This is a genomic window from Bacillus sp. B1-WWTP-T-0.5-Post-4 (genome assembly GCF_009183795.1).
Classification (GTDB): Bacteria; Bacillota; Bacilli; order Bacillales; family Bacillaceae_G; genus Bacillus_A; species Bacillus_A cereus.
The window spans coordinates 575041-595288 of sequence record NZ_WEIJ01000001.1 but is presented as its reverse complement, the minus strand read 5'-3'; the positions used below and the strand labels follow the sequence as shown (position 1 = coordinate 595288).

The window sequence follows — 20248 nt, the reverse complement described above, 5'->3', positions numbered from 1 at the left end:
TTATGACAGCAATTCGTTATGAATTTATTAAGACATGTAAACAAACGGGTGCCCGTTTAGGTCGTGTGCATACGCCGCACGGTTCATTTGATACACCAACATTTATGCCAGTTGGTACACTTGCAACAGTTAAGACAATGTCACCAGAAGAATTAAAAGCAATGGATTCTGGCATTATTTTAAGTAATACGTATCATTTATGGCTACGTCCAGGTCATGAAATTATTCGTGAAGCAGGCGGCTTGCATAAATTTATGAACTGGGATCGTGCAATCTTAACAGACTCTGGTGGTTTCCAAGTATTCAGTTTAAGTGACTTCCGTCGTATTGAAGAGGAAGGCGTTCACTTCCGTAATCACTTAAATGGAGATAAATTATTCTTATCACCAGAAAAAGCGATGGAAATCCAAAATGCATTAGGTTCAGATATTATGATGGCATTTGATGAGTGTCCACCATTCCCGGCTACTTTTGAATATATGAAGAAATCTGTAGAGCGTACGAGCCGCTGGGCAGAACGTTGCTTAAAAGCGCATGAACGTCCGCAAGATCAAGGTTTATTCGGTATTGTACAGGGCGGGGAGTACGAAGAACTTCGTCGTCAAAGTGCGAAAGATCTTGTTTCAATGGACTTCCCTGGTTACGCTGTAGGTGGTTTATCTGTTGGTGAACCGAAAGATATTATGAACCGTGTTCTTGAGTTTACAACACCACTTCTTCCAGATAATAAGCCTCGTTACTTAATGGGTGTAGGTTCTCCTGACTCGTTAATCGATGGCGCAATTCGTGGTATTGATATGTTTGACTGTGTACTTCCAACTCGTATCGCTCGAAATGGTACATGTATGACAAGTGAAGGTCGCCTTGTTGTAAAAAATGCGAAATTCGCAAGAGACTTCGGTCCGCTTGATCCAAACTGTGATTGCTACACATGTAAAAACTACTCACGTGCGTACATTCGTCACTTAATGAAATGTGATGAAACGTTCGGAATTCGTTTAACGTCTTATCACAACCTTCATTTTCTGTTAAACTTAATGGAGCAGGTGAGACAAGCTATTCGTGAAGACCGTCTTGGCGATTTCCGCGAAGAGTTCTTTGAACAGTATGGCTTTAATAAACCGAATGCTAAAAACTTCTAATACATAATTTAAAAGGAGGAACAAAAGATGAATGCAGGTATGATGAATATCGTTATGATCGTTGCGATGTTTGCGATTTTCTATTTCTTATTAATTCGCCCGCAACAAAAACGTCAAAAAGCAGTTGCTCAAATGCAAAGTGAGTTAGCAAAAGGTGATGCTATCGTAACAATCGGTGGTTTACACGGTACAATCGAATCAGTAGATGAGACAAAAATTGTTATTAAATCTGGTGGTTCACACTTAACTTTCGATCGCAATGCGATTCGTGAAGTTGTGAAAAACTAATGTGGAAGGCCCTGCATGAAATGTGCAGGGCCTTTTTTAGTTACTTTGCTTTGACATATTTACACCGAAAATACCACCGAGTGTACTCGCCCCCATTAATGCTAATTGATAAAGTAATTGTGAGTTCGATAAAGTTTGAGAAAAGCCTAAATAGTTAACTAAAAAAACGAGTATAGTGAACGTGAGACCTGTTGTGAGACCTACTAGCCAACCTTTTCCTTGAGCCTTTTTGCCGGCAGTAAATCCAGACATAAGCATAGATAAAAGAGCGAGTATAAAAATAGTAACGGTTAATGTCCCTTCGTTTATATTCGTAAACTTTAATAAAAGAGCCATAATCATGCTAGTAATAGATGCGAGAATTAGTAGTGTAACAATACCGAAGCCAATTGCAGTTGATAATTTTTTCGTTCCATCCATTTATGCATTCCCCCTTTTTAATACAAGCATATTTTCCTTTTGTCTAAGTTAGACTAGTTTCTTTTTTATAGGGGAGTCTATACGTAAAAAAGGAGATGTAGAAATGGAATGGATATCAATAATTGGACGGACAATGCTTTTGTATATCATCATCTTAATTATTTTTCGTCTTATGGGTAAACGTGAGATAGGAGAGCTAAGTGTATTAGATTTAGTCGTATTTATTATGCTTGGAGAAATGGCTGTAGTGGCAATTGAAAATACCGATAAATCACTTTGGCATCAATTAGTTCCGATGACTTTTCTTATGTGCATCCAAATTATTTTGTCAGTCATTTCCCTAAAGTATCAACGCTTTCGGCATTTAATAGAAGGTGAGCCGGCTATTCTTGTAAACGCGGGAAAGATTGATGAAAAGAAGATGAGAAAGCAACGTTATAATATAGATGATTTAATGATGCAATTAAGGGAACAAGGAGTTGGAGATATTCGGGATGTAGAATATGCTATTTTGGAACCGTCTGGGAAGTTATCTGTCTTTCAAAAACAAAAAAATAAACAAGATACATTGCAGTTTACGCTTCCTCTTATTATTGATGGAGAAATTCAATCTAGTCATTTACAAATGATTGAACATACAGATGCATGGCTTATTGAGAAATTAAAAAACTTAGGTTATAACGATGTAACACAAATTTTATACTGTAGTTTTCAAAACGGAAAATTTTTTGTTGATGTAAAAGAAGATTAGAGATTTATCCTTTGAAAGAGTAAGAATGATTAGTTTAACTAATAATCAGTGGAGATTACCCCACTGATTAAAGTTTCAACTTATTTCAAAAATGAAAGTTTACGAATGATAGGGAGACGACTTAACTCTTCTTTTCGAATGAGTTTGAAAGTGAAGAGAAGTACGATATAAACAATTGTTGTCAAAGTGATTTCCCATAATGTTTGTATGCCAAGGGCATGAGAGAAAATAATATATTTATGAAGATAAAAACCGAAGGCGCCCGCGATACCGATGGCGAGTCCACCGAAAATATAGTCTTTTGCGTAAATGGTAAATGTAATCTTTTTTAAAACAGTAGCGTAGTGAAGAAATGTTACTGTTACAATATTTGCAGCAATAGCGAGAGCAACCCCCATCATTTGAAATTCTGGCCTTGATGCTAGTACAAAAATAACGATTAATTTCACGATGGCACCAATAAATGTATTCATCATTGCAGCTCTTGCTAAGTTTAAAGCTTGCAAAACAGAGGTAAGTGGACTTTGGAAATAATGAAATAAAAAGCAAGGCGCAAGAAGTTGAATGAATGCTGTTGCGCTGTCTGATCCATACATAAGAGTTAAAACAGGAGAAGCGAATACGTATAATATAACGACAGACCATCCGCCGGTAATTAATGAAATTCGAAGTGCTTGTTGTAAACGGTGCTCCACTAATTTATGTTGTCTTTTTGCCATTGCTTCACTAATAGAAGGGACGAGCGCTGTAGAGAGAGCGTATGTAATAAAGGCGGGTAGTGATAGGAGCGGGAATGCATAACCGTTTAATATACCGTATTGCTGGGTTGCAACAGAAGCAGCGACACCAGCGATTGCTAAGCTTTGCATAACGACAATAGGTTCAAAAAAATATGAAACGGAGCCGATTAAACGACTTCCTGTAGTTGGAAGGGCAATATCCATCAGAGAATAAAATGTCCCTTTGCTTTCCTTTACAGTAGTGAAAAATCCAGAGCGTATTGATAAATGTTTTTCTCGCTGAAATAACGTGAGTAAAAATAATAAGGATGCAACTTCACCGAGAACAGCTGATAACATAGCGCCGGCTGCAGCGTATTCTATGCCGTAAGGTAAAAATAACTGGATGCATATAGCGATAATGGTAATGCGGACGACTTGTTCTAGAACTTGCGCATAAGCGCTAGGTTTCATGTTTTGTTTCCCTTGAAAGTAACCACGCAAAACAGAAGAAACAGCAATAACCGGGACAACGGGCAAAATGGCCATTAATGGATAGTACGTTCTTTCGTCGGTTAATAATGTTTTTGCTAAAATAGGCGTGAGGAACATAATTCCGATTGTTAAAATGATACTAATAACGGATGTAACAGCTAGTGATACGGTTAATATTTTTTTAACTCTTTGTTTATCGTTTACAGCTTCCGCTTCTGCTACAAACTTTGCGATTGCGACAGGAAGACCAATTTGTGTCAATGTAATTGCTAAAATGAATGTAGGAACGGCCATCATATAAAGACCAACGCCTTCTTCTCCTAAAATACGTGCCATTACTATGCGGTTGATAAAGCCAAGTATTTTTGTAATAAAGCCGGCTATCATTAAAATAAATGCGCCTTTTAAAAAGCTTTGTCTCGTCATGTTCTTCTCCTACCTTCTCAAAATCAATGGAATGATTTACAATAATTTATATGCACGTACGAGACAAGAATGACAAGCATTTAAGAGAGTGAAGTATGATAGTGCTCTTGAAAGTAGTTATTGCTGTCCATTAGAGCGGGATTAAAGCGACTTTTTCGTGCTGAAATAAGAAGGAGATGTTATAAATGTTAGATAGAGAGGCTTTGGTAGAATCATACCGCGGACAGTTACAAGTCGTTTTAGAAAGTAAAGTAGAAGAGTTTCAAATGTTCGGTTACGACCGAGTGACAGATGATGACATTTGGAAGTTTCTCAAAGTGAAAAAGTGGAAGAAGATAGACAGCGATGTTAGATTGTATGAATTAGTTAATGACGTATTAACAGTAAGTACTAATGAATATATGACATATTTAACTGTTGAAGCGTACCAAGCACCGCTTTGGTCATTTGATGAGTACGAAAATAAATAACCGACTGCAATTGGTTTGTTCTTCCTTTTGCAGTATAATGATATGTATTGATAAAGAGGAAATAATTATGTCTAAGATTATATATAAAGGAGGTAGTGAAGAGGAAAATAAATGATGAAAGTGTAGGTAGTGTAAAAGCTTACCTATACAGCTAGTGATGAACTAGCAAAAATTATAGAAAGGAAGTCTACTAACTAGGCGTATGCACACGTATAGCAGTGAATCGTAAAAGATTTATTGAAAGTGTTAGTAGCAGAAAGAGGGTACATATGGCAAAGCGTGGTACAAGAATTGCCGCCTTTTTCCTCATCGTCTTATTAATCGGTGGAGTAATTGGTGCGGCAGGAAAAGACATAGCAAAAGGAATTAGTCTAGGACTAGACCTTCGCGGTGGTTTTGAAATTCTGTATGAAGTAAAACCAGCCAAAAAAGGTGATAAAATCGATCGAGACGTACTTGTAAGTACAGTAGGTGCTCTTGAAAATCGTGTCAATGTTCTCGGTGTAAGTGAGCCGAACATTCAAATCGAAGGGCAAGATCGAATTCGTGTACAGCTTGCTGGTGTACAAGACCAGCAAAAAGCACGTGAAATGTTATCAACACAAGCGAAATTAACATTCCGTGATGTGGATGATAACCTTCTTATGGATGGAACGGATTTAAAAGGCGGCGGAGCGAAACAAACATTTGATGACCAAGGCCGTGCGAGCGTAGGTCTTACACTAAAAAGCGCTGAAAAATTCCGTGCAGTAACTGAAAAGATTTCAAAAATGCCACCACCAACGAATTTAATGGTAATTTGGCTTGACTTTGAAGAAGGAAAAGATTCGTATAAAGCAGAATCTGCAAAACCGAATCCGAAGTTCTTATCAGCGGCAACAGTAAGTCAAGTATTTAACCAAGCTGAAGTATCTATCGTAGGTGGAAACTTTACAGTTGAAAGTGCGAAACAACTTTCATCTTTATTAAATGCAGGTGCACTTCCTGTTGATTTAAAAGAAATGTATTCAACATCTGTTGGAGCGAAATTTGGTCAGCAAGCGTTAGAGCAAACGATTTTCGCTAGTGCGATTGGTATCGCTCTTATTTTCTTATTTATGCTTGTATTCTACCGTTTACCAGGACTTGTAGCGGTTATTATGTTAGGTTTATACATTTTCGTTACATTACTTGTCTTTAACTGGATGCATGCAGTTCTGACATTACCAGGTATTGCAGCGTTAGTGCTCGGAGTAGGTATAGCAGTTGATGCGAATATTATTACGTACGAGAGACTGAAAGAAGAGCTGAAAATCGGTAAGTCCATGATGTCGGCATTCCGTGCTGGTAACCATCGTTCATTAGCAACAATTTTAGATGCGAACGTTACGACCCTTGCAGCTGCTGGTGTGTTATTCGTTTATGGTAATAGCTCTGTAAAAGGATTCGCAACAAGTTTAATCGTAAGTATTTTGGTTGGTTTTATTACGAACGTATTCGGTACTCGTTTCTTACTAGGTCTACTTGTAAAGAGCCGTTACTTTGATAAAAAACCAGGATATTTTGGTGTGAAACAAAAGGATATTATTCCATTAACAAAAGGTGTAGTACATCCGCCAACGAGATTTGATCGTATTAATTTCGTAAATATCGGTCATAAATTCCTTATCTTCTCGATTGTAGTTGTAATTGCGGGTGCAATTATCTTACCAATTTTCAAATTGAATCTTGGTATTGACTTTGCGAGTGGTACACGTATCGACTTGCAATCAAAACAAGCCGTTACTGTGTCTGATGTTCATAAAGATTTTAAAGAATTGAACATTGATGTGAAGGAAGAAAATATTGTACCGACTGGAGATGACAATAAAGGTTTCGCAGTTCGTACATTAGGTGTTTTATCAAAAGATGAAATTGCGAAAACAAAAACATTCTTCCACGATAAATATGGTACAGATCCAAACGTAAGTACAGTTTCACCGACAATCGGTAAAGAAATTGCACGAAATGCATTTATCGCTGTACTGATTGCTTCTGCGGTTATCATTTTATACGTAAGTATTCGTTTCCGATTTACGTATGCGCTATCTGCAGTACTTGCATTATTACATGACGCATTCGTTATGATTGTTATGTTTAGTATTTTCCAATTAGAGGTAGACTTAACGTTTATCGCTGCAGTACTAACAATCATCGGTTATTCTATTAATGACTCGATTGTTACATTTGATAGAAACCGTGAATTATACAAACAGAAAAAACGAGTGCGCGATATAAAAGATCTAGAAGAAATCGTAAATGCAAGTATTCGCCAAACGCTTGGTCGCTCGATTAACACCGTATTAACAGTGTTATTCCCAGTAATTGCACTGCTTATCTTCGGTAGTGAGTCACTACGTAACTTCTCGTTTGCGTTACTTGTTGGATTAATAGTAGGTACGTACTCTTCTGTTTTCGTTGCCTCTCAAATTTGGTTAATGCTTGAAAACCGTCGTTTGAAAAAGGGGAAAAACAAGAAGAAGGTTGAGAAAGTAGAATCTGAACCGCAAGTATAGAAAAGATGATGCCTTATTATGAGGCATCTCTTTTTTCGTTTGTGGATACAATAAGATAGCAACTTTTTGATGGGAAGAAGATGGAAGAAAGTGGTGGTGTTATTGCTGTTTTTGTTAAAATAAAAAGATAGGTTAAGAAAAGAAGGGATTTTAATTATGGAAAAAGATGAACGTTTTAAACAGGCCGAGTTTGGTGCTATTGTCGGGATCGTTGGTAATATTATATTAGCAATTGTAAAGGCGGTAATTGGTTATATTGGGAACAGTAAAGCACTGCTAGCAGATGCGGTGCATTCTGCATCAGATGTAATTGGTTCGCTAGCTGTACTTTTTGGATTGCGAGCGGCAAAGCAGCCACCTGATGAAGATCATCCGTATGGTCATGGTAAAGCGGAATCGATTTCAGCGATTATTGTTGCGGTATTATTATTTATTGTGGGACTTGAAATCGCGATTTCATCTATAAAAGCTTTTTCGCAAGAACTAGAACCGCCGAAAGGAATTACGATTTTTGCTGTTGTTCTTTCAATCGTCGTGAAAGAAGGAATGTTTCAATATAAATTCCGATTAGGGAAAAGGGTAAATAGTGATGCAATTATTGCAAATGCATATGAGCACCGTTCGGATGTATTTTCTTCAATTGCAGCTTTAATCGGTATTTGTGCAGCTATACTCGGTGGTAAGCTTGGTATAGACTGGCTTGTATATGCTGATCCGATTGCAGGATTAGTTGTTTCGCTTCTTGTTGTAAAAATGGCATGGAGCATTGGAGCGGAAGCAATTCATGCAACGCTTGACCATGTTCTTCATGAGGAGGATGTTATTCCGCTTAGAGAAGCAGTCCTTCAAGTAGATGGTGTGAAAAAAATTGGTTCTTTATATGCACGGGAGCATGGTCATTATGTTATTGTCGATATTAAAGTGTCTGTAGATCCATACATTACTGTAGAAGAAGGACACCGTATTGGAAAACATGTGAAAGAAATACTTATGAAACAAGATAATGTACAAAATGTATTCGTACATATAAATCCGTATTCTCCAAATTAAACATCATTAACATTTTAGTATATAGATATTGCATCGTAGTTTGCATTATATTGTCACCCCTTAATCTGTCTTGTATAATGAACAGGTTAAGGGGTGATTTCGTGTTACAACCGAAGACGCGTTGGAAAGAAAAAGAATATAATGACGAACGAGTGAGTGAATTAGCAAGTAAATTACAGTTATCGCCACTTGTCGTTTCATTATTCCTCGGTAGAGGACTAGATACAGAAGATAAGATTTTAGATTTTTTAAATACAGAAAATCAAGAATTTCATGATCCATTTTTATTAGAAGGAATGGATAGAACGGTAGAACGTGTAAATAAGGCGATTCAAAATGGAGAACAAATATTAATATTTGGTGATTACGATGCAGACGGAGTAAGTAGTACAACTGTGTTATATCTTGCTCTTCAAGAATTAGGTGCAGAAGTAGAATTTTATATTCCAAATCGTTTTACAGAAGGGTATGGGCCGAACGAAGAAGCGTTTCGTTGGGCGCATAGCGCAGGGTTCTCACTGATTATTACTGTCGACACTGGCATCGCAGCAGTACATGAAGCGAATGTAGCGAAAGAGCTTGGAATAGATCTAATTATTACAGATCACCATGAGCCACCGCCAGAATTGCCAGAAGCACTTGCGATTATACATCCGAAATTAGATGGCGGTGTATATCCGTTTCACTATTTAGCTGGTGTAGGTGTTGCGTTTAAAGTTGCGCATGCACTATTAGGCCGTGTACCAGAACATTTATTAGAGATTGCAGTAATCGGTACAGTAGCTGATTTAGTGTCACTTCATGGTGAAAATAGGTTGCTAGTGAAACGCGGTTTAAAACATATGCGTATGACGAAAAATATTGGTTTAAAGGCATTGTTTAAAGTTGCTAACGTTTCGCAAAGTGAAATTACAGAAGAGAGTATTGGCTTCTCAATTGCACCGCGTATTAATGCGGTCGGGCGTTTAGAAGATGCAACGCCGGCTGTACACCTTTTATTATCAGATGATCCTGAGGAAGCGAAAGAGTTGGCCGAAGAAATTGATGAGCTGAACAAACTGCGAAAAGATATTGTAAAGCAAATTACAGAAGAGGCTATCGCTGAAGTGGAAAATAACTTCCCACCAGAAGAAAATAAAGTATTAGTACTTGCGAAAGAAGGCTGGAACCCAGGGGTAATTGGAATTGTTGCTTCGAAATTAGTTGAACGTTTTTATCGTCCGACGATTGTATTAAGTATTGATCCTATAAAAGAAACAGCAAAAGGCTCAGCACGTAGTATTGCAGGATTTGATTTGTTTGCAAATTTATCAGATTGTAGAGAGTTATTACCACACTTCGGAGGGCATCCGATGGCAGCGGGAATGACGCTACATATGAATGATGTAGATGAATTACGTCGCCGCTTAAATGAACAAGCAGATGCAATTTTAACAGAAGAAGATTTTATTCCAATTACAGCAGTTGATGTTTTTTGTAAAGTAGAGGATGTAACACTAGCGGCAATTGAAGATATGCAAAAACTAGCCCCGTTTGGTGTTGGAAATCCGAAACCACGTATTGCAGTGAAAGATGCAGAGTTAGAAAGTATTCGCGCGATCGGATCAGATGGCTCTCATTTAAAAATGGCTCTTCGTGATGGACAAGCAACACTGGATACAATTGGATTTGGTTTTGGTGCATATGCGAAAGAAATCTCTCCAGTTGCAAAAGTATCTGTAATAGGAGAAGCATCCATCAATGAATGGAATAACTTTAAGAAGCCACAACTAATGGTACAAGATATTGCTGTAGAGGCGTGGCAATTATTTGATTGGCGTAGTATGCGTAATGCAGAAGCAAATTTAGCAGAACTTCCGAAAGAAAAAATAACAATGGTGTATTTTTCTGAAGAGGTATTGAATAAATTTTCTTTAGAGAGCTATAAAGAAAAGCTCATGCATGCTTCAGAAGTAACGCATTTAGATGATCAATATATCGTGTTACTTGATTTACCAAAAGGAACAGATGAATTACGTGAGCTATTTAAGGTAGGATTCCCAGCGCGAATTTATACGCTATTTTATCAAGAGAATAACCACTTATTTAGTACAGTTCCGACGAGAGAACACTTTAAATGGTACTATTCTTTCTTAAGCCAAAAAACACCATTTTCTTTAAGACAATATGGAGAACAACTATGTCGTCATAAAGGTTGGTCAAAAGATACAGTAAATTTCATGACACAGGTGTTTTTTGAGTTAGAATTTGTTACAATAAAAGATGGCGTCATTTTTATGGCAGACAAAAAACAAAAGCGTGATTTAATTGAATCGAACACATATCGTGAGAAAATGAACCACTTACAATTAGAAAAAGAATTGGTTTATAGCACATATCAGCAACTATATACATGGTTTGAAACGATTCGTAATCATAAAGAAGTAGAACAGTTAGGGTAAAGGATTTGTATTTACAAACCTTTTAGATCTGAGGAGGATTCAGAAATATGGATTTCAAGCAACATATCGCAATTGTACCGGATTATCCGAAAGAAGGTATTGTGTTTAAAGACATTACACCTTTAATGAATGACGGTAAAGCATACAAAGCAGCAACAGATGCAATCGTTGAATACGCAAAAGAAAGAGATATCGATGTTGTAGTAGGACCAGAAGCTCGTGGTTTCATTATCGGTTGCCCAGTTTCTTATGCGTTAGAAGTAGGATTTGCACCAGTTCGTAAATTAGGAAAATTACCACGTGAAGTAATTACTGTTGACTACGGTAAAGAATATGGTAAAGATGTTTTAACAATCCATAAAGATGCAATTAAGCCAGGTCAGCGCGTATTAATTACAGATGATCTATTAGCTACAGGTGGAACAATCGAAGCGACAATTAAGTTAGTTGAAGAGCTAGGCGGAGTTGTAGCAGGAATTGCATTCTTAGTAGAACTTACTTACTTAGATGGTCGTAAAATGTTAGATGGTTACGATGTATTAGTATTAGAAAAATACTAATCACTATATAGGTAAAACTACGGTGATAAAAAGTACCCGTGAATCTCTTGGAGAGGAGCGGGTACTTTTGTATAATTGAACAAAAAATTATGGTGAAATGTCAGTAAAATCTTTTCCTTTTCACAATTCACAATCATTGGGTTATAATGATAGAATATAATTTATTCTATTAAATAAAGATAAAGTCAATTTTCAATAAAAGGTGATTCGATGGCAAATGAGCAGGTACTAACAGCTGAACAGGTACTCGAGAAAGCAAGTCAATATTTAGCGGATGAAGATATTGAGCTAGTGGCACGTGCCTATGAATATGCACGTGATGCGCATAGCGAACAATATAGAAAATCGGGTGAACCGTATATTATTCATCCGATTCAAGTTGCAGGTATTTTAGTTGATTTACACATGGATCCAGCTACGGTATCAGCAGGTTTCTTACATGATGTAGTGGAAGATACAGAGATTACGTTAGAAGATATTGAACGGGAATTTAACAAAGAAATTGCTATGCTTGTTGATGGCGTTACAAAGCTTGGGAAGATTAAATATAAATCTCACGAACAACAACAAGCAGAAAACCATCGCAAAATGTTTATTGCAATGGCTCAAGATATTCGAGTTATTTTAATTAAACTAGCTGATCGTCTTCATAATATGCGTACATTGAAACATTTGCCTCAAGAGAAGCAGCGTCGCATAGCGAATGAAACGTTAGAAATCTTTGCACCTTTGGCACATAGACTCGGAATTAGTACTATTAAATGGGAGCTAGAGGATACGTCACTTCGCTATTTAAATCCACAACAATATTATCGTATTGTAAATTTAATGAAGCGTAAACGTGCAGAACGTGAAGAATATTTAGACGAAGTAATGACTGGTATTCGTGAGAAATTAAAAGAAGTTGCAATTCAACCTGAGATTTCTGGAAGACCGAAACATATTTACAGTATTTATCGTAAAATGGCACTGCAAAATAAGCAGTTCAATGAAATTTACGATTTATTAGCTGTACGTGTCGTTGTAAATAGTATTAAAGATTGTTATGCGGTGCTTGGAATTATTCATACGTGCTGGAAGCCGATGCCAGGTCGTTTTAAAGATTATATTGCAATGCCAAAAGCAAATCTATATCAATCTCTTCATACGACTGTAATTGGACCGAAAGGTGATCCACTTGAAGTGCAAATTCGTACGAAAGAAATGCATGAAATTGCAGAATTTGGGATCGCGGCACACTGGGCATACAAAGAAGGAAAAACAGCAGAAACAACAGGTACATTAGAGAAGAAACTCACATGGTTCCGTCAAATATTAGAATGGCAAAATGAAGCTTCTAATGCAGAAGAATTTATGGAGTCATTAAAAATTGATTTATTCTCTGACATGGTATTCGTCTTTACACCGAAAGGCGATGTAATGGAATTACCACTTGGATCTGTTCCAATTGATTTCGCGTATCGTGTCCATTCGGAAATTGGGAATAAAACAATTGGTGCAAAAGTAAATGGGAAAATGGTGACGCTGGATTATAAATTAAAAACAGGCGACATCATTGAAATTTTAACGTCGAAACATTCATATGGCCCAAGCCAGGATTGGGTAAAACTTGCTCAAACATCTCATGCGAAAAATAAAATTCGTCAATTCTTTAAGAAACAACGTAGAGACGAAAATATTGAAAAAGGCCGTGAACTTGTTGAAAAGGAAGTACGTGGTCTAGAGTATGAGATGAAAGAAGTATTGGCGCCGGATAACTTAAAACGCGTCGCTGAGAAATTTAACTTTGCAAATGAAGAAGATATGTTTGCAGCAGTTGGATATAGCGGAATTACAGCTTCGCAAATTGTTACGCGACTAACGGACAAGTTCCGCAAACAACGCGAAGAAGAAGAAATTGTTGAAGTTAAAGAAGTCCGTAAACCGATGAAAATTCGAAAATGGGATTCTGGTGTAAAGGTAAGCGGTGCTGATAATTTATTAATCCGTTTATCGAAATGCTGTAACCCAGTTCCGGGCGATGATATCGTTGGGTATATTACGAAAGGCCGAGGTGTATCAATTCACCGCCGTGATTGTGTAAATGTTCATACAGAAGAAGCTGTAGAACGATTATTAGAGGTAGAGTGGGAAGGTAGCCCTGAAAAAGAAATTGAGTATAACGTTGATATTGAAATTTCAGGTTACGATCGCCGCGGTTTATTAAATGAAGTACTGCAAGCTGTTACAGAGACGAAAACATACATTTCAGCTGTTTCTGGTAGAAGTGACCGTAATAAGATGGCAACAATTAATATGTCAATCTCGATTCGTAACTTACAACACTTGAAAAAAGTAGTAGAACGCATTAAACGCGTTCCAGAAATTTATGCAGTACGACGCATGATGCATTAATAGGGAGTGTAGAAAGATGAGAGTTGTTTTACAACGATCAAAGAAAGCGTCTGTCACAGTAGACGGTGAGATCGTAGGACAAATTCCGTTCGGTTTAACATTACTAGTTGGCATTACGCACGAAGATACAGAAAAAGATGCAACTTACATTGCGGAAAAAATTGCAAACTTACGTATTTTTGAAGATGAGAGCGGAAAGATGAATCATTCTGTACTTGATGTAGAAGGACAAGTTCTATCTATTTCGCAATTCACATTATACGGAGATTGCCGCAAGGGCAGACGTCCAAACTTTATGGATGCTGCGAAACCTGATTATGCAGAGCGTTTATACGATTTCTTTAATGAAGAAGTTCGTAAACAAGGATTACATGTGGAAACAGGGAAGTTTGGAGCAATGATGGACGTTTCTTTAATCAATGATGGTCCGGTGACCTTAATTGTAGAAAGTAAATAGTGTTCATAAAAAAGAGAGGGTTATATAATCCTCTCTTTTTTATACATTGTTGTATGTTTTGTTCATTTATTTGGAATCAATAGCAGTTTCGGTTATGTATAACTCTCTCATCAATATGGAACAATAAAAAGTAAAACATCCATATTGAATGTGAGGGATATACGTATGCGTATGAATGAAAAAGGGCATTCTGTTACAAATGGTGCAAATCAACTGTTTAACGTGAATTTTCATGATTTTATTTCAAAAGAGCAAAACAATACTTCAATGGAGCTTGCTTCGGAGTTTGGGATTTCTCTTCAAGATGTAAAGCGTTTAAAGAAGCAGATTGAACGTTCTTAGAGCACTTGACAATCCTACTTAACAAACGTATAGTAATTTTATATTTACATATGAATATAACCGTTGATAGAGAAGAGTAAATGAGACACACATGGAAAGAGAAGGAATGTCTTAGGCTGAAAACATTTCTGCATGATGACTGATTGAATGACACTCTAGAGGTTTCAACTTGAACGGCATATATGCTTAGTAGGGATGAACGCATATTTAAGCGTTATTAAAAAAGTGGAAGCATACGTGCTTCAATTAGGGTGGCACCACGGGTATAATACTCTCGTCCCTACTGTTTAAACAGTAGAGGCGGGAGTTTTTTTATTTTTATTAAGATTAAAACAATTTGAGGAGGAACTGAATATGTCTATTCAAATCCCACGCGGAACGCAAGATATTCTTCCAGGCACTGTTGAGTTATGGCAGTATATCGAAGGGCAAGCACGCGAAATTTGCCGTCGTTACAATTATAAAGAAATTCGTACACCAATCTTTGAACACACTGAGCTATTTTTACGCGGTGTTGGTGATACGACAGATATCGTACAAAAAGAAATGTACTCATTCCAAGATCGTGGAGAGCGTAGCTTAACATTACGTCCAGAAGGTACTGCACCTGTTGTACGTTCTTACGTTGAAAATAAAATGTTTGGTGATGCGACACAACCAACGAAATTATACTATATCGGTCAAATGTTCCGTTATGAAAGACCACAAGCAGGTCGCTATCGTCAATTCGTACAATTCGGTATCGAAGCAATCGGCAGTAATGACCCTGCAATTGATGCAGAAGTAATTGCACTTGCTGTTGAATTTTACCGCGGCATGGGCTTAAAAAATATTAAAGTTGTATTAAACAGTTTAGGTGACGCAGCGAGCCGTCAAGCACACCGTGATGCATTAATCGCACACTTTGAGCCACGTATCGGCGAATTCTGTTCTGACTGTCAATCTCGCTTAGAAAAGAACCCACTTCGAATTTTAGACTGTAAGAAGGACCGTAACCATGAATTAATGGGAACAGCACCATCTATTACAGAATACTTAAACGAAGATTCAGCAGTATACTATGACAAAGTTCAAGAACTATTAACGATGATGGATGTTCCATTTGAAAAAGATCCGAACTTAGTGCGTGGTTTAGACTACTATCAACACACTGTTTTTGAAATTATGAGTGAGGCAGAAGGTTTCGGTGCGATCACTACATTAAGCGGTGGTGGCCGTTATAACGGACTTGTACAAGAAATCGGTGGACCAGAAATGCCAGGTATCGGTTTTGCAATGAGTATTGAACGTTTAATTATGGCGCTAAAAGCTGAAAACATTGAATTACCACTTGAACATAGCATTGATTGTTACGTTGTAGCGCTTGGCGAAAAAGCGAAAGACCATGCTGCAAAAGTTGCGTTCGATCTTCGTAAAGCTGGATTGTCAGTTGAAAAAGATTATTTAGATCGCAAAATGAAAGCACAATTTAAATCAGCAGATCGTCTAAAGGCGAAATTTGTAGCTGTATTAGGAGAAGATGAGCTAGATAAAGGCATCATTAACTTAAAAGATATGGCAACAGGTGAACAAGAAGAAGTAGCGTTAGATGTATTTGCTTCATACGTAGCAGAGAAATTAATATAGGGGGAACTTACAGTGGCTGAAAGAACACATGCATGTGGAAAAGTAACAGTAGAAGCTGTTGGACAAACAGTTCAATTAAAAGGTTGGGTACAAAAACGCCGTGACTTAGGTGGATTAATCTTTATCGATTTACGTGACCGTACAGGTATCGTACAAGTTGTATTTAACCCAGAAACATCAAAAGAAGCGTTAGAAGTAGCAGAAACAATTCGTAGCGAATACGTATTACACGTAGAAGGTACAGTTGTTGAACGTGGTGAAGGCGCAATTAATGACAATATGGCAACTGGTCGTATTGAAGTACAAGCAACAAAAGTAAATGTACTAAATGCAGCGAAAACAACGCCAATTATCATTGCTGATGATACAGATGCATCAGAAGATGTGCGTTTAAAATATCGTTATTTAGACTTACGTCGTCCTGTAATGTTCAACACATTCAAAATGCGTCACGACGTAACAAAAACAATTCGTAACTTCTTAGATACAGAAGAGTTCTTAGAAGTAGAAACACCAATTTTAACGAAAAGCACGCCAGAAGGAGCTCGTGACTATTTAGTGCCAAGTCGTGTACATGATGGTGAATTCTATGCATTACCACAGTCACCACAGTTATTTAAACAGCTTCTTATGGTCGGCGGATTTGAGCGTTACTATCAAGTAGCACGTTGTTTCCGTGATGAAGATTTACGTGCGGATCGTCAACCAGAATTCACGCAAATCGATATCGAAGCTTCATTCTTAACACAAGATGAAATTTTAGATATGATGGAGCGTATGATGACGAAAGTTATGAAGGATGCAAAAGGTGTAGAAGTGAGTGCACCATTCCCTCGTATGAAATATGCTGATGCAATGGCTCGCTACGGTTCTGATAAGCCAGATACACGCTTTGAAATGGAACTAACAGACTTATCTGAGTTTGCTGCAGGTTGTGGCTTTAAAGTATTTACAAGTGCTGTAGAAAGCGGCGGACAAGTAAAAGCAATTAATGCAAAAGGTGCTGCAAGTAAATATTCTCGTAAAGACATCGATGCATTAACTGAATTCGTGAAAGTATACGGTGCAAAAGGTCTAGCTTGGCTTAAAGTTGAAGAAGACGGACTAAAAGGACCGATTGCGAAATTCTTCGGTGAAGAAGATGCAAATGTGTTAATGAGCACATTAGAAGCTACTGCTGGCGACTTATTACTATTCGTAGCAGATAAGAAGAGCGTTGTTGCAGATAGCTTAGGCGCACTTCGTTTACGTCTAGGTAAAGAGCTTGAGTTAATTGATGAAAGTAAATTTAACTTCCTATGGGTAACTGATTGGCCACTTCTTGAGTACGATGAAGATGCAGATCGTTACTTCGCAGCTCACCACCCATTCACAATGCCATTCCGTGAAGACGTTGAGTTACTAGAAACAGCACCAGAAAAAGCACGTGCACAAGCATATGACCTTGTATTAAACGGTTATGAGCTTGGTGGTGGATCACTTCGTATTTACGAGCGTGACGTACAAGAAAAAATGTTCAAAGCACTTGGATTCTCACAAGAAGAAGCGCAAGAGCAATTCGGATTCTTATTAGAAGCATTCGAATACGGTACACCACCACACGGCGGAATCGCATTAGGTTTAGATCGTCTTGTTATGTTACTTGCAGGCCGTACGAACCTTCGTGATACAATTGCATTCCCGAAAACAGCAAGCGCAAGCTGCTTATTAACAGAAGCTCCAAGCCCAGTTGCAGAAGCGCAGCTTGAAGAACTGAACTTAAAATTAAGCTTGAAAGAAGAGAAGTAAGAATAGGGTCTAGATGGTTATACTATAACCGTCTAGACTTTTTTTGGGAGGTTGTTTAAAAAGTCCGGTTTAGATAACTGTCGCATCTCATCGTTGCTTCGCCAGTCCGGTGCTCGAGTAGTATTTCTAAACTGCGCTCCTCCTGGCTTCAGCGCCTCAATCTGCTCGGTTCTCTAAATCCTCCTTTTTAAACGTGTATTTAGGAAGAAATAAAATTCTGGTCTATGTTTTCATTCTCGAAATATGTATTTTTAGGAATTCTATAACTTTTTCTATACAAATAGTCGGAAAAACGCTAGAATACATGGTAGACCATTTTTGTAATAGGAGTGTAGAGCTGAATGTTACATCAATTTTCACGTAATGAATTAGCCTTTGGTAAAGAAGGACTTGAAATATTAAAAAATAGTACAGTCGGTATTTTAGGAATTGGCGGCGTAGGTTCTTTTGCAGCTGAAGCGTTAGCACGTTCTGGCGTAGGACGTCTCGTATTAGTTGATAAAGACGTTGTAGATATTACAAACGTAAACCGTCAAATTCACGCTTTAGTATCTACTGTAGGACGTTCAAAAGTAGAATTAATGAAAGAGCGTATCGCGGACATTAACCCAGAGTGTGAAGTAATTGGACTAGAAATGTTTTATACAGATGAAACATATGAAGAGTTCTTTAAGTACGGTTTAGACTTCGTAGTGGATGCATCTGATACGATTACGTTCAAAATTCATTTAATTAAACAATGTTTACGTCGTAAAATTAAAATTATCTCAAGTATGGGTGCAGCAAATAAAATGGACCCAACTCGTTTCCGTATTGCGGACATCTCTAAAACACATACAGATCCAATTGCGAAAGTCATTCGTACGAAGCTTCGTAAAGAGGGTATTAAAAAAGGTGTAAAAGTTGTCTTCTCTGACGAAAACCCAATCGTAATTCGTGAAGAAGTACGTAAAGAAATTGTACCAGACGAGAATGCAAAAATTCGTAAGGCGAAACTACCGCCTTCATCAAATGCATTCGTACCATCTGTGGCAGGCTTAATTATGGCAAGTCACGTTGTACGTGAACGCATTAAAAACGTAGAAGTGAAACGTGTAGGGCAAGAATAAAAGAAAAGCATATATCCATTTTGGATATATGCTTTTTTTATATGTATTAAAGAAATATGAATATTTCTTTAATACTAGTTCAAATGTAAGTAAGGTTAGTAAGCAATAATCATATTTATCTGATTTATAGGCGGATGTCTTTTTTAGACTGTTAATGGTGAAAAGAGCTAAAGTTAGGACGAGAAGGCCAAGAGTTATTTTGAAGATTATTAATGAAATAGCAACCATCTCCCTTTAAAGGTATATGTTTATAATAACATTTTAGTAAAAAATATCTAATCTGTTGTAGGAGTTTCCTTGTATGACAAGGAGGAATGTTATTGTCAATCTTTGTCGTTAAATCGATATCCTTTATTGAATCGTTGATATATTGCAAGTTGTGATAGATAAATTTGAAAAATCGTTGATATATTGCAAGTTGTGATAGATAAATTTGAAAAATCGTTGATATATTGCAAGTTGTGATAGATATATTCGAAAAACCGTTAATATAATTTCATTTACCGATATCTATATATGGTTCACCGAAAACAAACAGGGATGTCACTCGGTTAAAAAAGTGACATCCCTGTTTTTAATTCTCTGCAGAATAAATAATATCTAAATTCCCATTTTGATCGGTTTTGAAAATTGGGGCAATTTGCTCTTCTTGCTCTTCGACTGAAACAAGTTTTCGAGCACGATCCATAATTCGAACAAGCATCGCGTAATCTTCTTCGATTGCTTGTTGTTTTTTTGTGAGTACTGCTAATTTCGTTTCAAGTTCATGATTCGTTTTTTGCAGAGAGGTGAGTTGAGCTTGTAATACATCATTTTCAGTTTGCAACTTTGCAAGTGAAGGATTGTTATGTTCTAAATTTTGTAAAAATGAAATGACATTTTGCATTGTAAGATCTTGTTTACTTGACGTAATATCTTCTGAAAAATCGGCGTCAATTACGAGTTGTTTCGTTTTCGTGAACCGATCTTTTTCTATATTAGCTTCAGAACGTTTTAATTCTTTACGTTGTTTTTTTGCAAGCTGCACCGCATCTTCGTAATTCGGTCTTACTTCAGCATTCCATCTAAAACCACAAGCTGCGGAAGTGCGGTTTAAAGCGTCGCCAACTTCATCAAACGCTTTTATTTGTGTACTTCCGCTGCGAATATGTCGTAAAACAGTTTCTGCTAAAAGGAGATCATCTTCTTTTGTCCATGCATCTTGACGTGTTTTCATAAGCGAAGCCTCCATAATGG

The 20248-nt window shown here is 37.3% G+C and carries 17 protein-coding genes and 1 other annotated feature; of the genes, 14 read left to right on the top strand and 3 right to left on the bottom strand.

Features of this window, described 5'->3' with window-relative positions; translation table 11 throughout:
- The first annotated feature begins 2 nt into the window (after window positions 1-2).
- Window positions 3-1142 carry a tRNA guanosine(34) transglycosylase Tgt gene (gene tgt / locus GBN91_RS03255; RefSeq protein ID WP_000125365.1) on the top strand — a complete coding sequence of 380 codons (1140 nt, stop codon included), beginning with the start codon at window positions 3-5 and terminating at the stop codon, window positions 1140-1142.
- 27 nt (window positions 1143-1169) lie between these two features.
- The gene (gene yajC, locus GBN91_RS03250; RefSeq protein ID WP_000991115.1) at window positions 1170-1430 is read left to right on the top strand and encodes a preprotein translocase subunit YajC; all 261 of its coding nucleotides are present in this window, start codon (window positions 1170-1172) and stop codon (window positions 1428-1430) included.
- Window positions 1431-1466: 36 nt separating this feature from the next.
- Here the strand turns inward: yajC and GBN91_RS03245 are convergent, their stop codons facing one another.
- Window positions 1467-1850, bottom strand: coding sequence for a TIGR04086 family membrane protein (locus GBN91_RS03245; protein ID WP_000349150.1), 384 nt, complete (start codon window positions 1848-1850; stop codon window positions 1467-1469).
- 103 nt (window positions 1851-1953) lie between these two features.
- Here GBN91_RS03245 and GBN91_RS03240 point away from each other — a divergent pair, with 103 nt between their 5' ends.
- Complete coding sequence (locus GBN91_RS03240) at window positions 1954-2601, top strand: DUF421 domain-containing protein (RefSeq protein WP_000454817.1); 648 nt, start codon at window positions 1954-1956, stop codon at window positions 2599-2601.
- Between the two features lie 80 nt (window positions 2602-2681).
- Here the strand turns inward: GBN91_RS03240 and spoVB are convergent, their stop codons facing one another.
- Window positions 2682-4241, bottom strand: coding sequence for a stage V sporulation protein B (gene spoVB, locus GBN91_RS03235; RefSeq protein ID WP_000198300.1), 1560 nt, complete (start codon window positions 4239-4241; stop codon window positions 2682-2684).
- Between the two features lie 185 nt (window positions 4242-4426).
- Between spoVB and GBN91_RS03230 the strand changes: the two genes are divergently transcribed.
- The 11 genes from GBN91_RS03230 to GBN91_RS03185 all read left to right on the top strand — a co-directional run bounded on the left by GBN91_RS03230 (window position 4427) and on the right by GBN91_RS03185 (window position 19012).
- Window positions 4427-4711, top strand: a complete 285-nt coding sequence (locus tag GBN91_RS03230) for a post-transcriptional regulator (protein ID WP_000886979.1) — start codon at window positions 4427-4429, stop codon at window positions 4709-4711.
- Window positions 4712-4980: 269 nt separating this feature from the next.
- The gene (gene secDF / locus GBN91_RS03225; protein ID WP_006926733.1) at window positions 4981-7245 is read left to right on the top strand and encodes a protein translocase subunit SecDF; all 2265 of its coding nucleotides are present in this window, start codon (window positions 4981-4983) and stop codon (window positions 7243-7245) included.
- A gap of 156 nt (window positions 7246-7401) precedes the next feature.
- On the top strand, window positions 7402-8295 hold the full coding sequence (locus tag GBN91_RS03220) for a cation diffusion facilitator family transporter (protein ID WP_000409746.1): 894 nt from the start codon (window positions 7402-7404) through the stop codon (window positions 8293-8295).
- 101 nt (window positions 8296-8396) lie between these two features.
- Window positions 8397-10736, top strand: coding sequence for a single-stranded-DNA-specific exonuclease RecJ (gene recJ, locus GBN91_RS03215; RefSeq protein ID WP_152121249.1), 2340 nt, complete (start codon window positions 8397-8399; stop codon window positions 10734-10736).
- 47 nt (window positions 10737-10783) lie between these two features.
- Window positions 10784-11296, top strand: a complete 513-nt coding sequence (locus GBN91_RS03210; RefSeq protein WP_000346215.1) for an adenine phosphoribosyltransferase — start codon at window positions 10784-10786, stop codon at window positions 11294-11296.
- 210 nt (window positions 11297-11506) lie between these two features.
- Window positions 11507-13690 (top strand): GTP diphosphokinase, encoded by a 2184-nt coding sequence (relA, locus tag GBN91_RS03205; RefSeq protein WP_001262795.1) that lies wholly within the window; start codon window positions 11507-11509, stop codon window positions 13688-13690.
- Between the two features lie 16 nt (window positions 13691-13706).
- Complete coding sequence (locus tag GBN91_RS03200; RefSeq protein WP_001266965.1) at window positions 13707-14147, top strand: D-tyrosyl-tRNA(Tyr) deacylase; 441 nt, start codon at window positions 13707-13709, stop codon at window positions 14145-14147.
- A 165-nt stretch (window positions 14148-14312) separates the two neighbouring features.
- Window positions 14313-14489, top strand: coding sequence for a hypothetical protein (locus tag GBN91_RS28720; RefSeq protein WP_001242605.1), 177 nt, complete (start codon window positions 14313-14315; stop codon window positions 14487-14489).
- 54 nt (window positions 14490-14543) lie between these two features.
- Window positions 14544-14774, top strand: a binding site (T-box leader).
- 69 nt (window positions 14775-14843) lie between these two features.
- Window positions 14844-16115 carry a histidine--tRNA ligase gene (gene hisS, locus GBN91_RS03195; RefSeq protein ID WP_000027084.1) on the top strand — a complete coding sequence of 424 codons (1272 nt, stop codon included), beginning with the start codon at window positions 14844-14846 and terminating at the stop codon, window positions 16113-16115.
- 12 nt (window positions 16116-16127) lie between these two features.
- Window positions 16128-17903 carry an aspartate--tRNA ligase gene (gene aspS / locus GBN91_RS03190; protein WP_000840898.1) on the top strand — a complete coding sequence of 592 codons (1776 nt, stop codon included), beginning with the start codon at window positions 16128-16130 and terminating at the stop codon, window positions 17901-17903.
- 341 nt (window positions 17904-18244) lie between these two features.
- Complete coding sequence (locus GBN91_RS03185; protein WP_000903179.1) at window positions 18245-19012, top strand: tRNA threonylcarbamoyladenosine dehydratase; 768 nt, start codon at window positions 18245-18247, stop codon at window positions 19010-19012.
- A 574-nt stretch (window positions 19013-19586) separates the two neighbouring features.
- Here the strand turns inward: GBN91_RS03185 and GBN91_RS03175 are convergent.
- The gene (locus GBN91_RS03175; protein ID WP_000857710.1) at window positions 19587-20228 is read right to left on the bottom strand and encodes an RsfA family transcriptional regulator; all 642 of its coding nucleotides are present in this window, start codon (window positions 20226-20228) and stop codon (window positions 19587-19589) included.
- Window positions 20229-20248: the final 20 nt, after the last annotated feature.

What these genes read in the sequence shown, in the direction of transcription:
- tgt (WP_000125365.1), top strand. Translation starts at nt 3, where the DNA reads ATGACAGCAATTCGTTATGAATTTATTAAGACATGTAAACAAACGGGT.
- yajC (WP_000991115.1), top strand. Translation starts at nt 1,170, where the DNA reads ATGAATGCAGGTATGATGAATATCGTTATGATCGTTGCGATGTTTGCG.
- GBN91_RS03245 (WP_000349150.1), bottom strand. Translation starts at nt 1,850, where the DNA reads ATGGATGGAACGAAAAAATTATCAACTGCAATTGGCTTCGGTATTGTT.
- GBN91_RS03240 (WP_000454817.1), top strand. Translation starts at nt 1,954, where the DNA reads ATGGAATGGATATCAATAATTGGACGGACAATGCTTTTGTATATCATC.
- spoVB (WP_000198300.1), bottom strand. Translation starts at nt 4,241, where the DNA reads ATGACGAGACAAAGCTTTTTAAAAGGCGCATTTATTTTAATGATAGCC.
- GBN91_RS03230 (WP_000886979.1), top strand. Translation starts at nt 4,427, where the DNA reads ATGTTAGATAGAGAGGCTTTGGTAGAATCATACCGCGGACAGTTACAA.
- secDF (WP_006926733.1), top strand. Translation starts at nt 4,981, where the DNA reads ATGGCAAAGCGTGGTACAAGAATTGCCGCCTTTTTCCTCATCGTCTTA.
- GBN91_RS03220 (WP_000409746.1), top strand. Translation starts at nt 7,402, where the DNA reads ATGGAAAAAGATGAACGTTTTAAACAGGCCGAGTTTGGTGCTATTGTC.
- GBN91_RS03210 (WP_000346215.1), top strand. Translation starts at nt 10,784, where the DNA reads ATGGATTTCAAGCAACATATCGCAATTGTACCGGATTATCCGAAAGAA.
- relA (WP_001262795.1), top strand. Translation starts at nt 11,507, where the DNA reads ATGGCAAATGAGCAGGTACTAACAGCTGAACAGGTACTCGAGAAAGCA.
- GBN91_RS03200 (WP_001266965.1), top strand. Translation starts at nt 13,707, where the DNA reads ATGAGAGTTGTTTTACAACGATCAAAGAAAGCGTCTGTCACAGTAGAC.
- GBN91_RS28720 (WP_001242605.1), top strand. Translation starts at nt 14,313, where the DNA reads ATGCGTATGAATGAAAAAGGGCATTCTGTTACAAATGGTGCAAATCAA.
- hisS (WP_000027084.1), top strand. Translation starts at nt 14,844, where the DNA reads ATGTCTATTCAAATCCCACGCGGAACGCAAGATATTCTTCCAGGCACT.
- GBN91_RS03185 (WP_000903179.1), top strand. Translation starts at nt 18,245, where the DNA reads ATGTTACATCAATTTTCACGTAATGAATTAGCCTTTGGTAAAGAAGGA.
- GBN91_RS03175 (WP_000857710.1), bottom strand. Translation starts at nt 20,228, where the DNA reads ATGAAAACACGTCAAGATGCATGGACAAAAGAAGATGATCTCCTTTTA.